The organism is Thermoactinomyces vulgaris (assembly GCF_005886755.1).
Lineage (GTDB): Bacteria > Bacillota > Bacilli > Thermoactinomycetales > Thermoactinomycetaceae > Thermoactinomyces > Thermoactinomyces vulgaris.
The window spans coordinates 2,054,911-2,069,578 of sequence record NZ_CP039710.1 but is presented as its reverse complement, the minus strand read 5'-3'; the positions used below and the strand labels follow the sequence as shown (position 1 = coordinate 2,069,578).

The window sequence follows — 14,668 nt, the reverse complement described above, 5'->3', positions numbered from 1 at the left end:
ATGGATCAACGAGGAAACCTTCACAGTGTGAAGGAGGACGGTGCAGTGAGAAATAAATTAAGTGTGGAAATCTACGGAACCCAATATCAGCTGACGGGAAAAGCCAGTCCCAGCCATATGCGTCAGGTGGCAAGCCACGTCGATGAAAAAATGCGGCAAATCGCCGACAATAACCCGCGTTTGGACGTGGCCCGCCTGGCCGTCTTGTCGGCGGTCAATATTGCGGATGATTATTTAAAACTGAAACAGGAATACGATGAGATCATGCACTTGATTGAAGACGAAGAGCCATGAGGTGAAAAAACAGCATGAATGGTTTTGACATGATTGTCCTTCTTCTTCTTGCCGGTGCATTGATCCAAGGATACCGGCAGGGGTTTGTCATGCAAGTGACTTCGTTGCTCAGTTACATTTTGTCCCTCTGGATTGCTTTTCATTTTACCGATGAGCTCGCGCCGGTGCTGAGCAACTTGTGGAAACTGCCGGATTCCACGCAACAAGGATGGATGACATTGGTGCCGGTGGATAAAATGATCTACTCGGCAATGGCTTTCTTCATCCTGTTGATCGGTGCACGCTGGGTATTGTCCATCTTCGCATCCCTTTTGAATCAGGTGGCCAGCTTTCCCGTTCTTCATTCCATCAATAAAGCGGGAGGGGCCATCCTCGGGCTGGCCAAGGTGATGCTGATCACGTTTATTATGGTCAACGTGCTTGCGGTTCTTCCCTGGAGCACCGGGCAGGAAGCGGTGGAGGGGTCGAAAGTGGCTCATGCGATCACCGGCTGGACGCCGGATTTGACCCGGGAACTGGATCGGTTGTTTCAAGGAAAGGCATTATAATATGTTTAGTATGCAACAGCTGTCGGGGAGGGACGCCTGACAGCTGCTTTTTTTGAAAAAAGGCATGACGGGAGGGAATGCTTTGAACAATAAACAAATCGCCGGCACCTTGCATGCATTGGCCGATTACATGGAGATCAAAGGGGAAAATGTTTTTAAAGTAAACGCCTTCCGCCGGGCAGCGCGAACGATTGAAAACAGCCGCTTTCAGATTGCGGAGGCATTGGATCGTTTGCCTGAACTTCCCGGAATCGGCAAAGGAACGGCGGAAGTGATCCGTGAAATTGTCGCCACCGGCACTTCCCGTTATCTGGAAGAATTAAAAGCCGAATTGCCCCCGGAATTGCCGTTGTTGCTGAAATTGCCCGGATTGGGGCCGAAATCCATCCATACGTTGTATCACAAACTTTCGGTCACCAATTTGGACGAGTTGAAACAAGCGGCAGAGAAAAAACAAATCCAAACCCTTGCGGGATTCGGATCCAAAAAAGAAAAAAAGATCCTGGAAGCCATCGAACAATTTCAAAAGCGGCCCGAGCGTTTTCTGCTGCATGAAGCCATGGCGGTGGCCGCCGTCATCCAACAACGTTTGCAAGCCATTCCCGGGGTGGAGAAGGTGGAATTGGCCGGCAGCATCCGACGGTTTAAGGAAACGATCAAAGACATTGATTTTGTTTTGGCGACGAATCAACCCGCCGAAGTGGCGGAGCGGATTGCACAATTGCCTGAAGTGACACAAGTTGTCGGGCAAGGGGAAACCAAAGTCAGTATTGTCGTGGATACAGAAGGCCTGGTGATGGGAGTCGACGTGCGCCTGGTGTCCCCGGACCAATTTGGCAGTGCCCTCAGTCACTTCACCGGATCGAAAGAATTTAACATCCGCATCCGTCAGCGGGCGAAACAATATGGTTGGAAAGTGAGCGAATACGGCATTTATGATGCCGAAACCGGCCAAACGGCAAAATTTGAAAAGGAATCCGATTTTTTTACCCACCTGCATCTTCCTTTCATTCCGCCGGAGTTGCGCGAAGATCGCGGGGAAATGGAAAGAGCGGATCAGTCCTTGCTCCCTTCGCTCATCCGATTGGAGGATTATCGCGGGGATTTACATGCGCACACCCTGTACAGCGACGGGGCGCATTCCATTAAAGACATGGCACTGGCTGCCAAAGCCAAAGGGTACGAATACATGGCGGTGACGGATCATTCCCGGTCTTTGAAGGTTGCCGGCGGTTTGACAGTGGATGAAGTGTATGAGCAATGGGAGGAAATCGACCGGCTGAACCGGGAGGGATTGGGAATTCAGATTTTAAAAGGGGCGGAAGTCGACATCCTGGCAGACGGAACCCTGGATTATCCGGATGATTTGCTGAAACAGATGGATCTGGTGATTGCATCGGTGCACACACAATTCCGGCAGGATGAAGCGACCATGACCCGCCGCATCATCCAGGCGATGGAAAATCCTTATGTCAATATCATTGCGCATCCGACCGGACGGTTGTTACTGCGGAGGGATGCTTATGACGTGGATGTGGACCGGTTGTTTCAAGCCGCCCGGGAGACCGGCACCATTTTGGAGTTAAACGCCAATCCGCATCGCTTGGATTTAAATGACCGGTTGTTAAAGAAAGCCAAAGAAGAATACGGATTAAAATTTACGATCAACACTGATGCGCACGCCACCGCGGAGTATGATTCCATCATTTACGGAATTGCCACCGCCCGCCGGGGTTGGTTGGAAAAAGAAGATGTCATCAATGCATACCCGTTGGACCGGTTGAAAGCCGTGCTTAACAAGAATTAACGGCCGGACGTGATTCGTCAACCGGATTTTTTCGTTGAAAGCCGGACGGAAAAGATCCGGCTTTTTTTGTTTTGTGGATGTGGATGGAATCTGCATGATTTTGAACGGGACTTGGCATAATAACCAGTAAATATCAACCAGAAAAAGGGTTGTGAGCTTGTATGGTCAATCGTGTAACTTTGAAATGGTTTGCGTCTTGCTTGATCGTCAGTCTCTGTGTGAGTGCATGGTTGGCTCCGGTTTTTGCGGCGGATCAACAAAAGATTTCAGCGTCGTCGGCAACAGCATTTGGTGACACCATTCTCAAAAAAGGTGCCAGAGGCGGCGATGTTTATGAATTGCAGGGACGTTTAAAACTTTTGGGGTTTTACACCGGAGATGTGGATGGAGTATTTGGCCATCGCACTTATTTGGCCGTCCGGTTGTTCCAATATGAATTCGGCTTGAAGATTGACGGAGTGGTCGGTCCGAAGACAAAATTGAAACTTTGGCAATCGACAAAGCATTGGCGACCGGAAATGACCAATAAGAAAGGACCGGTGCTAAAACGCGGGAACCGGGGCGGCGGTGTCTGGGAGTTGCAGGGACGTCTCAAGCATATCGGTTTTTACACCGGAAAATGGGATGGCAATTTTGGAGAAAGAACGTATCGCGCCGTCCGGTTGTTCCAATATGAATTCGGCCTGAAAGTGGATGGCGTGGCGGGACCGAAGACAATGCAAAAACTCAGGAAAGCAACCAAAAATTACGCCCCCGAAACCAAGTGGCAACAGCCGCAAGAGAGCAAGCAGGTTTCCATTCCAAAAAGCAGTTACGGTTTGTCAGAAAATGATATTCATCTGTTGGCGCAAGCCGTTTATGCGGAAGGGCGGGGCGAATCTTACATCGGACAGGTTGCCATTGCCGCGGTGATCTTGAACCGGCTGGAAAGCAGAGAATTTCCGGATACCATTTCCGGGATTATCTTTCAACCTTTGGCATTTGAAGCGGTGGCCGACGGGCAAATCTGGATGCAGCCGGATGAAACGGCCAAAAAAGCAGTCAGGGATGCTTTAAATGGTTGGGATCCGACCGGAGGCGCATTGTATTACTTCAACCCGGAACGGGCAACTTCCAAATGGATTTGGAACCGTCCGCAAATCAAAAAAATCGGGAAACATATTTTCACACGCTGAAAAACCATCGGGCTGATTTCGATCGGCTCGATGGTTTTTCGTTAACAGGAAATGCTATAATAAAGAATGATTTTGAAAAGAAAGAGGAGTTGTCCGGCGTGGAGCAGTGGACGCTGAAATCGTTGGAATATGACCAAGTTAAAGAGATGGTGAAAAGCGAGGCCGCAACGGTCTTGGGAAAAGAAAAAGTCAGCCAATTAACCCCTTCCGGCCAAAGGGATCAGGTGAAACACCGCCTGCAAGCCACACAAGAAGGCATGGACTTGATCCGGCTGAAAGGGGACCTTCCGCTGGGAGGGGTCCGGGATATACGCGCAGCGGTCCGGCGGGCTGAAAAGAGCGGTGTCTTGACCGAATCGGAATGTCTGGACATCGCCGGTACCATTTCGGCCGGACGCAAGGTGAAGTCCTTTTTGCGGCAAGTGGAAGATGAAGAGGCGCCGCTTCCCATTCTGCGTGGTTTGACCGAGCAGGTTGAAAGTTTGGAATGGGTCGAAGAAGAAATCCTGAAAAGCATTGATGAACAGGGAGTTGTCAAAGACCAGGCCAGTCCCGGATTGGGGAAAATCCGGAGCCGCATCGGGGAAGCGAAAAAGCAAATTCAACAAACATTACAAGAAATCTTGCGCAATCCGCATTATACGAAGATGATGCAGGAAGCCATCATCACCCAGCGGTTCTACCGGTATGTCATCCCCGTCAAGCAGGAGTACCGTTCCCGGTTCCCGGGAATTGTCCATGACCAATCCTCATCGGGGGCGACGTTATTTATCGAACCGGAAGCGGTGGTGTCATGGAACAACCGGTTGCGTCAGCTCGAGTTGCAAGAGAAACAGGAAGTTGAAAAAGTATTGAAAAAGCTGACGGAGAAAATTGCCCCCGAAGTGGAGAGCTTAAAAAGAAATCTGGAAATTTTGGCCAGCCTGGATTGTATCATGGCTTGTGCCCGGTTCGGATATCGGGTGAAGGGAATTTGCCCGGAGATTTCCGAATCGTTACTGCACCTGAAAAAAGCCCGCCATCCCTTGATTAAAGGAGAAGATGTGGTTCCCATCGAAGTTTCGATCGGGGATGATTACCATGCCATTATTATTACCGGCCCCAACACCGGAGGAAAAACGGTGACACTGAAAACGGTCGGTTTGTTTGCTTTAATGACACAATCCGGAATTCCCGTTCCCGCTGAAGAAGACAGCATCATGCCGGTGTTTGGCGGGGTGTATGCCGATATCGGGGATGAACAGAGCATTGAACAAAATTTGAGTACCTTTTCCGGACACCTCACCAAGATTATCCGCATTTTAAAACAGGTGGATGAAAAAAGCCTTGTATTGTTCGATGAATTGGGCGCAGGAACCGACCCGACAGAAGGGGCGGCGCTGGCCATTTCCATTTTGGAATATGTGATCCAAAAAGGGTCGTTTGTCATGGCGACCACCCACTACAGTGAATTAAAACTGTTTGCCCATCATCATCCGAAAACCGTCAATGCCAGCATGGAATTTGATGTGGAGACATTGAAACCGACCTACCGCTTGTTGATCGGGGTTCCCGGCCGCAGCAACGCGTTTAACATCTCCCGCCGTTTGGGATTGCCGGAAGAAATCATTGAGCGGGCCAAAGCACATCTGTCCAGTGATGAAAAAAGCTTGGAAGAAATGATTTCTTCTTTGACCACTGAGCAGAAGCTGGCTCGGGAAAAGCACAAGGAAGCGGATGCATTGCAGAAAGAAGCAGAAGCTTTGTATGCGGATATCCGGGAAAAATGGGAACAGTTTGAGGAAGAAAAAGCCGCTCTCAAGGAAAAAGCGCGTCGAGAGGCGCAAAGGATCATTGCCGATGCCGAGCGAGAAGCGGAAGAGGTCTTGAAGCAATTGCGGGCATGGGCCAAAGCCCGGCCGGGGGATTTAAAAGAGCATGAATTGAATGAAGCAAAAGCCAGGCTGAAAAATGCCGTGCCGGATTGGGAATTGCCGCAAAAGCCGAGGAAAAACACCGGCAAAGCCGAGAAACTGAACGTGGGGGATGAAGTTCGCGTTTTGTCTGTGAATCAGAACGGAACCATCACCGAGGATATGGGCGACGGATATTATCAAGTGCAAGTCGGCTTTTTGAAGATGAAAATGCATCGAGACCAGCTGGAAAAGCGTTCTTCGCCAAAACCGGCTGACGTGAAAATAAAGCCGACGGTCAACCGGATGTCTGCCAATGTGAAACCCGAGTGCGATTTGCGGGGCAAGCTGGTGGAAGAGGCATTGCTGGAAATCGACAATTATTTGGATAAAGCCCTGTTGGCGGGCTATAAAGAAATTCATCTCATTCACGGCAAGGGGACAGGTGCACTTCGCCAAGGAGTGCAAAAGTTTTTGCGCAGCCACCGGCATGTGAAAAGTTTTCGTTTGGGCAACCATAATGAAGGCGGATCCGGCGTGACGGTGGTCGAATTGAAGTAAAGATTGCATATGGAGGAAACCGATGAAACACTTGCCATGGATCTTGGGAACCATTTCTTTGCTTTTTTTCATAGCAGGGGTTATTTTCTTTATGTTTTATGCATGAAAAGAAGGAGGGAATCCCCTCCTTCTTTATTAATAATTGACGGCTTTGTAAGCATTGATTCTTCCGTGTTGGAAGTAAGTTCCGGTGCCGCTGATTTTATCGGCTGTATTTTCAATGGCAGCCCGGATTTGCGAGTTGCTGCGGCCCTGGCTGGCCAACAAAGCGGCAAGTCCTGCCACATGCGGTGTGGCCATGGAGGTTCCGCTCAAGGATGCATAACTGCTGTTGAGGTAGGTGGAGTAGATGTTGGAACCCGGAGCGGCTACATCCACCCAGCTTCCGTAGTTGGAGAAGTAAGACAGGCTGTCATTGGAATCGGTGGAAGCGACAGCAATGGCTTGAGAGTAATAAGCCGGATAGTTGGGAGTGGAGCTGCTGCTGTTTCCTGCAGCGGCAACGACGACAGCTCCGCTGTTCCAAGCTTGTTGAACGGCGCTTTGCAAGGCCGAGCTTCCGGAAGTGCCACCCAAGCTCAAGCTGATGACATCTGCCCCGTTTTGGGCGGCATAAGCGATTCCGTTGGCAACGGCTGCCATGGTTCCGCTTCCGCTGTTATTCAGCACGCGAACCGGCATGATGGAGGCGTTGGGAGCCATTCCTGCAATTCCCGTTCCGTTATTGGTCACGGCAGCGGCAATTCCTGCGCAGTGGGTTCCATGTCCGTTCCCGTCTTGGGGATTGCTGTCGTTATCGACAAAGTCATACCCTTGGACGATTTTTCCCTGCAAATCCGGATGATTGGTTTGGACTCCGGTGTCCACGATGGCAATCACCGTGCTGCTGCTGCTGCGGGTGACATCCCAAGCTTGGGGAGCTTGGACTTTTTGCGGTCCCCATTGGCGACTGGTAAGGTCATTGGGTGTCCACATGATGTGAACGTAATGGTTGGGTTCAACATATTCCACATTGGGATTGTTTTTGTATTTTTCGATCATTTTTTCAACCGAACCATCAAACTTAACCACTTCAAAACCCAAATATTTGGATTTTTCGATCGACTTGGCCCCGTATTGTGCGTGAATCGATTGGGTGGATTGGGCGGAGATGCCATCTTTAAACTTCACAATCAACTCACCCGGCACATAGTCATCGGTTGAGGCAGGGCTGGCGGCAAACATGGTTCCGGGCACTGCAAGAAGGACAACCAATAACAGTGCCGTGGCAACACTCAGGAAACGTTTCATTTTTTCTCCTCCTGTTTCTTGATGAGATCCCCTTATCTGATTTTTCAGCAAAACAACAAAACAAAAAGGTAAGTGGTGGCAACCCTCCTTTTTATTTTATCCATAAATAATTTTCTACAAAAAAGTAATATATCCTCCTTTAATTTTTAACAATTTGGAATTTAAAAAAAGAGCTGACCATCATCGCATCATCAGCTCCTGAAACGGGTTGTCGGTTCACGGCTCCCTTCCGGGATGGCTGGTTACCGCTTTTTCGTGATCTTCCGCAAACTGTTGTATCTCTTTTTGTAATTGATGTAAATACGCCATGGTATCCCGTTGTCTCACCGGATCTGTTTCCGTTTGGGAAAGCAGATGTAAAGCCCGTTGGTAACTGGATGCCAATAAGTGATAATAAGTTTTTTTGGGTGAAATGTTTTTGATGACGGATGTATTCATTGAAACCTTCTCCTTGCCGTAAAATCCCCGACATTCATATCATACCAGATTTGAAAATGAACCACTGATTTCCCGGGAAATTACAAAATTGAAAAAAGATCGGTTTCCCCGAACCGAAAAAAGTGATTTTCTCCTGCATGTATTTATCCAGACAGTTGAGTTTTCCGGAGAAACATGGTCCGTATCGTTGATGTTTTTGTCACAAAGTCGCGTCTGCCGGCTTCGAACTGTTCAGCGCATTTTTGATTGCCGGTTTTGCTTGCACCTTGGGCACTGCCGTCATATGATGGTATATAGTGATTCAAGATCAGAAAAATAAAAGAGTGAGTGTGCATGATAATCGGATACCGAACCATTAAAACGGCGATCGGCATTGCGTTATCCATTTCCATTGCGCAATGGATGGGACTGCAATATTATACGGCAGCCGGAATCATTACGATGATTTGCATTAAAACGACAAAGAAGCAATCTTATCAAACGGCATGGGAACGTTTTTTCGGCTCTTTGGCGGGATTGGGGATTTCAGCCGTCTTTTTTGAATGGATTGGTTATCATACCTGGACGTTGACCTTATTGTTGCTCGTGTTGATTCCGATGAATGTTTATTTAAATATTAAAGACGGGATTGTATCCAGTGCGGTGGTTATCCTGCATCTTTATTTGTTGAAAGATGTCAATGTGGAGATCATCGTCAATGAAATCATGTTATTGGTGATCGGAATCGGCATGGCGGTTCTGCTCAATGCATACATTCCCAGTGCGGAAAAAGAGCTGAAAGCGTACCGGCACAAAATCGAAGAAAATTTTAAGATTATCTTGCGGGAATTTGCCGCTTATCTCCGTGAACCCGAGCGGTATTGGGACGGGAAACAAATCACGGAGACGGCGCAATGGTTAAAGGAAGCCAAAGAGCTGGCTGTCAGGGATATCGAAAATCAATTCAACGGATCAGCTCTTGATTATTACCAGTATTTTGAAATGAGAGAGCGACAGTTTGAAGTTTTGGAACGGATTGCGCTGACCGTTTCCACTTTAAACAACAGCAGTGAACAGGGGCAAATGATTGCCGGATTTCTGGAGGATGTAGCGGATGCCATTCATTACGGCGATTCCTCACAAGTGTTCCTAGACCGGTTGCAAGAGATCAGGGAAAGTTTTCATAATTCTCCTTTGCCTGCGACAAAAGAAGAATTTGAAACGCATGCCGCTTATCTGTATTTTATCAATGAAATGCGCCGCTACTTGATGATTAAGAAGAAATTATGGAAGGAAAAAGGAGAGAAAAAACAAAAAGAAAAAAGGCCTTTTCGCCTGTTCCCGGTGGTCAGGTGGAAGAAAAAGTCACAAGGCTAGCGTCTGCGGGGACGGATATTGATCCGGATGTTGCGGGGTTTGACAGCCGGAGGTGGCGGTTCTTGCTCTTCCTCTTCTTCCGGGTCCTCAAAAAAATGTGACATAAACAACCATTCAGGTTGAATCATTCCCATGGCCACCTGGGTGTAGGGAAGATATTTCGGCCAGGTATCGGACGGCTTTTTTTCCACCGGGGCAACCCCTCCCTGGGTTCTGTCTCTTTAAAATGATTCATCTACCGTAACCTATGTGAGACAAAAGGGGATTTATGATTAAAAATAAAAAAAGACGGGGGATATCTCCCGTCTTTTTTTATTTCAATGTGCGATCCCAGCGTAACCATTTGGGATAATGGTTTTTCAATAAACGGCCGGAAACTTTTCCCCAGCCCAGCGGATATCCGTCCACCGTGACCAGCGTCCAGCCTTTGGCCAGATCGCTCGGCAAGGCTTCTCCCTGCAAATACAGAAGAAGATCGGGATCATCCGCTTGAAAATCACAGGTTTGTTTCACCTGTTCCGGAAGGCTGGAGAGTGCCAAGGCGTGGGAAGGCACAAAATGGCTGCGTTTGGCCTGCCCCAGGTATCTGCCGGGCCTTTCCACCCGCAAACCTTTTAATGAAGGGAGATCCGGGTGTACTTGATAAAGATGATCGCCGTACATGGTGAAAGTCCCTTCTGAAAGATCCGTTTGGTTGTAAGTTTCCTGAATGAAGGATTTCCACACTTTTGCCGCCGGTTGTGGAACGGGCGGGTATTTGCCGGGCCGGGCTTTTCTGCTTTCCTGATCTTCTTTTTTTTCCAAAAGCACGACAAAGTGGCCTTCTCCTTTCAAGTGATGAGGCCAAAGGCGGCATGCTTGATTTAATGCAGGCACCCGGTTGCCTGCCCAATCGGGACGTGCCGGTTGATAGTGGGGAGCCGCTTGGATCGATTTGATCTCAAAACCTGGATGATTTTCTAAAAAGGATGCGATGACTTGCTCATTCTCCGTCGGGTTGAACGTACATGTCGAATAGACCAACCGGCCGCCCGGACGCAACATCGGGGCAGCGGCAGTGAGAATTTCATATTGTAATTCCGCGCATTTCTCAACCGCTTTCAGGCTCCAGCGGGTGGCGGTTTCAGGGTCTTTCCGGAACATGCCTTCTCCAGAACAAGGGGCATCAATCAAAATGCCGTCGAAATATTGGGGGAAACGGGCTGCCAGATGGGCGGGGGTTTCATTCAGAATGACGGCATTGGTAACTCCGCAGCGTTCCAGGTTTTCCACCAAGGCTTTGATCCGTTTGCCGTCAATTTCATTGGCAACCAGGACCCCTTCTCCTTGCATCTGGGAGGCCAGCTGTGTGGTTTTTCCTCCCGGAGCGGCGCACAAATCCAAAATTTTTTCTCCCGGCTTGGCGGAAAGGGCTTCTGCCGGAGCCATCGCGCTGGCATCTTGAATGTAGTATAAACCGGCTGCATGGTAAACGTGTTTCCCCGGACGGTCCCGTTCGTGGTCATAATAAAAAGCCGGCGGGCACCATGGAACCGGTTCCAGCCGGAAAGGAACTTTTTCCGGGAAGGAGAGGTGTCCGGTTTTCAACGTGTTGACACGTAAACTGCGAACCGGAGCTGATTCATAAGTTTTGAGGAATGCCGGATATTCATCGTCCAACAGGGATTTCATCAGTTCCAAGAAGTCTTGCGGAAGAGATTGCACAGTATTTCCTCCTTAAAGTTAAGCTCCATCCAAAAAATCAGGCACTATTATACCACAGATGAAAAATCCGGTGATGAAAATAGCATCCCCCGGTAAAGGAAACTCATTCTTCCAAAGGGGGGATGCCGCAGTGAAGGAAATTGCATTTACACTTCCATGACTTCCAGATCCCGTAACCGGAGTTGTTGCAATTCACCCAGCATTTTTATGTATTTTTCTTTTTCTCCCAATTTATTCCAGCATTCGGATAAATTGAGCAAGGCCTTTTCCATGAGCCGGGTAAAGTTGCAGGAACTGGCGATGTGCAAGGCTTCTTCGTAAGGATCGACGGCTTTCGGATATTGTCCGTTTTCAATGTAATAATCGCCCAAAGCCATTAACGATTCACAGTAGCGATGGGAGTCATTATATTTTTTTCCGCGTTCCACAGCCGTTGACAAGCTGAGGTATGCTTCGCGGCTTTTGTTCATCTTGCTGTATAATTTCCCGAGCCGGGTCAGGGTTGACACGAGTAAAACTTTTTTGTCTTTCAGCTTGTTTTCCAAGCGGAGAGCCAGTTGATAACAATTTTCGGCAGTCTGGTAGTCATTGGCGTTTTGTAGGATGTTTCCCCAAACAGTCAACAATTCGACCGCCTGTTCGTGTGCGCCGTTTGTACGCGCGATATGTAGTCCTTCCCGGGCGTATTTTAAGGCTTCATCATATTTTTTCTTTTTATTTAACAAAGCAGCTTTTAATTCATACATATATAGTTTGACTTTCAGGCTGTTGATTTGTCCGATTCTTTCCCATAATTCATTCAATATTTGCAAAGCTTCATCAGTCCGGTACAGTTTTTCCAGATATGTGGCTTTGGCAATCATTAAATAATCATAAAGATCGGAAGGGTTTTCTCCCGGTTGAAAGGCGTTCAGCCCTTGTTCGTTATAATCCAGCGCTTTATATAAATGATCCCGGAGGTAATATATTTGCCCCAGTTCATACAGGCAAGCCGATTTGATATGGGAGTCGGAGGCGTGATTTTTCTTTTCGATGGCATGGATGGATTGGAGAAAAAAATGTTCCGCTTTTTTTAGTTTATTTTTCTTCACATAGCACAAGCCTTTTAAATAATAAATCTTGTCTAAATAATATTCTTTTCCTTGGGATTGCAATTTGCGGAGCTGTTCCAAAGCTGCATCGCAATCCAAACGTATACAGGTTTCAATTAAAAAGAGCAAGTTTTCCGTTTTATTGCGCTCGCCGTTTTCCTGATGAATCAGGGAGGGAAGTTGGGAAACGTCAAATCCGAGTTTTTGGCAATAATAAAGCCGGTTCTGCGGTTTGACGGTGGGAACGCCGCGCTCAATGCTGGAGATGGTGGCGAATGAAATTTGATCATCCTCCAAATCCACCAGTCTGAGTCCCCGCTTTTTGCGGACTTTTCGCAAAGCTTCTCCCAAAACTTTTAAATCAAGTTCGTTCAAAAAGATCACCTCTTGCCTCTATCATATTTTGAAATATCATATTTGTCTATATATTTTCTTCGCAGGGGTATAAATTTTTAAGGTTTAATCAATGGCTTTTTTATTCGATGGAGGAGTTCATGCGGTTTTTGCGGGATGGCACTCATTTAAAAATCATGGAACTTTAATGAAATAAACGATGTTGTAACGAATCCGGGCTTCATCCGTGATGTGCCGGAAAGACCGCTTGTCACCCGGACAGATGAAAGCCCCGCAAGATGGAATCCTTGGTTTCCTCGCTCAGGAGGTAATGTTGGACTTCCCCTTCGGAGATCCACTGATAAGCTGAATGAGCTTCGCTTAATCGGATGCGGGACGGATCATCGTGCAGCTCAAACGCTCCGTATCGGTTGATTTTTAGATCCGGGAATCCAGTCATCCGGGTTAAAAAATCTTTGGATTCCGCCGGGGTCTAACTCTTTCGGAGCCGGGCAATAATGGAGACTGGATGCAGACAATCGAAAAGGTGGATTTCGGATGAGTGAGCTCAAAACCCAGTGGTGGGAGCATGCATCGCTTCATAAGGATTTGGAACGAAACACCGAAATGTTGAATGAGATTTTGGGAGTCGGTCAAAGTTTTGATATGATTTGCCGTCCGATGACTTATGGAAAAAAAGCATGCGCCTTCTATTTTGTGGACGGTTTTGTGAAGGATGAAATCATGAATTACATCATGGACCGCCTCGCCGATTTGAGGGCGGAAGATTTGAAGACCGATGCTTTGCAACGGCTGTTGAAGAGGGAAATCGCCTATGTGGAAGCGGAATTGACCGATCAGGTGAAGCAAATCGTCACTTCGGTGTTGTCCGGTGCCACCGCCATGTTGATTGAAGGCGAATCGTCAGCCGTCATCATTGATGCCCGGACTTATCCGGCACGCGGTCCCGAGGAGCCGGATATTGAGAGAGTGGTCAGGGGCGCCAGAGACGGGTTTGTCGAAACGCTGATTTTTAACACGGCTTTGACACGCCGGCATGTGCGGGATCCCGGATTGCGGATGGAACACATGCAAGTCGGGCGACGGTCAAAAACCGATGTCTGCCTTTCGTATGTGGAAGATTTGGCGGATCCCCGCGTGGTGAATGAGTTGCGGGAGGCGATTCAAAAGATTGATACAGACAGTTTGCACATGGCGGAAAAAACATTGGAAGAGCATTTGTTTAAACGTTATTGGAATCCTTATCCGATGGTGCGCTTTACGGAGCGCCCCGATGTGGCGGCGGTTCACCTGATGGAAGGGCATGTGCTGATTTATGTGGATACGTCTCCCAGTGTGATGATCACCCCATCCACATTTTTTCATCATCTGCAGCATGCAGAGGAGTACCGGCAACAACCGGTGGTCGGTGCATTTTTACGCTTGATCCGGTTTCTGGCGATGGGTGTTTCGATTTTTTTGTTGCCGCTTTGGTATTTGCTTTCCACGCGTCCCGAATCCCTTCCTTCTTTTCTTCAATTTCTTGCCGTGCAAAACACCGCGGACATTCCGCTTTTTGTTCAAATTCTCATTGCGGAGACCGGGGTGGAAATTTTGCGGATGGCTTCCATCCACACCCCTTCTCCGCTGGCGACGGCGATGGGATTGATAGCCGGCGTTTTATTGGGAGAGATCGGGATCAAAATCGGATGGTTCATTCCGGAAGTGGTTCTGTATGTTTCATTGGCAGTGATCGGAACGTTTGCGTCCCCCAGTTATGAGATGGGGATGGCAAACAAAATGGTCCGCTTCGGATTGTTGGTCGCAGCGGCACTCTTTGGATGGGCCGGATTTATCATTGCCTGCATCGCCTGGATTGTCTGGCTGGCACGGATTGAAGTATTGGTAACCCCTTATTTATGGCCGTTGATTCCGTTTAACGGAAAGGCCATGCTGGATATTTTGATCCGGACACCCATGCCCAACAAAACGAAAAGACCCAGCGGCATTGCTCCGCAAGATCCGGATCGGCAGGCAAAGCCGGAAACATGACGGGGGTTTTGGCTCAAACACAAAGAAATTTTGCAAGGCAGGGAGACGCCTTGCCTTTTTTATGGCAAAAAAACACACAGATATCGAATATTTCCAAAAAACTAATCTTTAAAAATAACGTGAAATT

Annotated in this window: 13 protein-coding genes; 7 read left to right on the top strand and 6 right to left on the bottom strand. The window is 48.1% G+C overall.

Features of this window, described 5'->3' with window-relative positions; all coding sequences use genetic code 11:
• The 5 genes from zapA (at position 1) to FA954_RS10515 (ending at position 6,277) form a co-directional block, all read left to right on the top strand.
• Positions 1-294 (top strand): cell division protein ZapA, encoded by a 294-nt coding sequence (gene zapA / locus FA954_RS10535; RefSeq protein WP_181732020.1) that lies wholly within the window; start codon positions 1-3, stop codon positions 292-294.
• Between the two features lie 14 nt (positions 295-308).
• Positions 309-842 carry a CvpA family protein gene (locus tag FA954_RS10530; RefSeq protein WP_037993373.1) on the top strand — a complete coding sequence of 178 codons (534 nt, stop codon included), beginning with the start codon at positions 309-311 and terminating at the stop codon, positions 840-842.
• Between the two features lie 82 nt (positions 843-924).
• Entirely contained in the window at positions 925-2,649 is a 1,725-nt protein-coding gene (gene polX, locus FA954_RS10525; protein ID WP_340712022.1) for a DNA polymerase/3'-5' exonuclease PolX, read from the top strand.
• Between the two features lie 161 nt (positions 2,650-2,810).
• Positions 2,811-3,824, top strand: coding sequence for a spore cortex-lytic enzyme (gene sleB, locus FA954_RS14140; RefSeq protein ID WP_037993371.1), 1,014 nt, complete (start codon positions 2,811-2,813; stop codon positions 3,822-3,824).
• Between the two features lie 98 nt (positions 3,825-3,922).
• Positions 3,923-6,277 carry an endonuclease MutS2 gene (locus tag FA954_RS10515; protein ID WP_138615088.1) on the top strand — a complete coding sequence of 785 codons (2,355 nt, stop codon included), beginning with the start codon at positions 3,923-3,925 and terminating at the stop codon, positions 6,275-6,277.
• Positions 6,278-6,412: 135 nt separating this feature from the next.
• On the opposite strand, the gene FA954_RS10510 is transcribed toward FA954_RS10515, so the two are convergent.
• Together FA954_RS10510 and FA954_RS10505 are read right to left on the bottom strand one after the other, a co-directional pair.
• The gene (locus FA954_RS10510) at positions 6,413-7,501 is read right to left on the bottom strand and encodes a S8 family serine peptidase (protein ID WP_231564558.1); all 1,089 of its coding nucleotides are present in this window, start codon (positions 7,499-7,501) and stop codon (positions 6,413-6,415) included.
• A gap of 282 nt (positions 7,502-7,783) precedes the next feature.
• Positions 7,784-8,005, bottom strand: a complete 222-nt coding sequence (locus FA954_RS10505) for a hypothetical protein (RefSeq protein ID WP_037993367.1) — start codon at positions 8,003-8,005, stop codon at positions 7,784-7,786.
• Positions 8,006-8,338: 333 nt separating this feature from the next.
• Between FA954_RS10505 and FA954_RS10500 the strand changes: the two genes are divergently transcribed.
• A complete protein-coding gene (locus FA954_RS10500; RefSeq protein WP_049719802.1) occupies positions 8,339-9,361 on the top strand; it encodes an aromatic acid exporter family protein in 1,023 nt (340 codons plus the stop codon).
• On the opposite strand, the gene FA954_RS10495 is transcribed toward FA954_RS10500, so the two are convergent.
• From FA954_RS10495 to FA954_RS13725, 4 genes are all read right to left on the bottom strand, one after another.
• A complete protein-coding gene (locus tag FA954_RS10495) occupies positions 9,358-9,552 on the bottom strand; it encodes a hypothetical protein (protein WP_037993365.1) in 195 nt (64 codons plus the stop codon). The two genes, FA954_RS10500 and FA954_RS10495, sit on opposite strands and share 4 nt — an antisense overlap.
• 121 nt (positions 9,553-9,673) lie before the next feature.
• Positions 9,674-11,032 (bottom strand): RsmB/NOP family class I SAM-dependent RNA methyltransferase, encoded by a 1,359-nt coding sequence (locus FA954_RS10490; RefSeq protein WP_049720021.1) that lies wholly within the window; start codon positions 11,030-11,032, stop codon positions 9,674-9,676.
• A gap of 179 nt (positions 11,033-11,211) precedes the next feature.
• Entirely contained in the window at positions 11,212-12,531 is a 1,320-nt protein-coding gene (locus FA954_RS10485) for a helix-turn-helix domain-containing protein (RefSeq protein WP_049719803.1), read from the bottom strand.
• Positions 12,532-12,760: 229 nt separating this feature from the next.
• Positions 12,761-12,949 (bottom strand): hypothetical protein, encoded by a 189-nt coding sequence (locus tag FA954_RS13725; protein ID WP_037993363.1) that lies wholly within the window; start codon positions 12,947-12,949, stop codon positions 12,761-12,763.
• A 98-nt stretch (positions 12,950-13,047) separates the two neighbouring features.
• Here FA954_RS13725 and FA954_RS10480 point away from each other — a divergent pair, with 98 nt between their 5' ends.
• Positions 13,048-14,541, top strand: a complete 1,494-nt coding sequence (locus tag FA954_RS10480; RefSeq protein WP_037993360.1) for a spore germination protein — start codon at positions 13,048-13,050, stop codon at positions 14,539-14,541.
• The last annotated feature ends 127 nt before the right edge of the window (positions 14,542-14,668 follow it).

Coding starts and splice junctions, on each gene's coding strand:
- zapA (WP_181732020.1), top strand. CDS start 1: ATGGATCAACGAGGAAACCTTCACAGTGTGAAGGAGGACGGTGCAGTG.
- FA954_RS10530 (WP_037993373.1), top strand. CDS start 309: ATGAATGGTTTTGACATGATTGTCCTTCTTCTTCTTGCCGGTGCATTG.
- sleB (WP_037993371.1), top strand. CDS start 2,811: ATGGTCAATCGTGTAACTTTGAAATGGTTTGCGTCTTGCTTGATCGTC.
- FA954_RS10510 (WP_231564558.1), bottom strand. CDS start 7,501: ATGTTTGCCGCCAGCCCTGCCTCAACCGATGACTATGTGCCGGGTGAG.
- FA954_RS10505 (WP_037993367.1), bottom strand. CDS start 8,005: ATGAATACATCCGTCATCAAAAACATTTCACCCAAAAAAACTTATTAT.
- FA954_RS10500 (WP_049719802.1), top strand. CDS start 8,339: ATGATAATCGGATACCGAACCATTAAAACGGCGATCGGCATTGCGTTA.
- FA954_RS10490 (WP_049720021.1), bottom strand. CDS start 11,032: ATGAAATCCCTGTTGGACGATGAATATCCGGCATTCCTCAAAACTTAT.
- FA954_RS13725 (WP_037993363.1), bottom strand. CDS start 12,949: ATGACTGGATTCCCGGATCTAAAAATCAACCGATACGGAGCGTTTGAG.
- FA954_RS10480 (WP_037993360.1), top strand. CDS start 13,048: ATGAGTGAGCTCAAAACCCAGTGGTGGGAGCATGCATCGCTTCATAAG.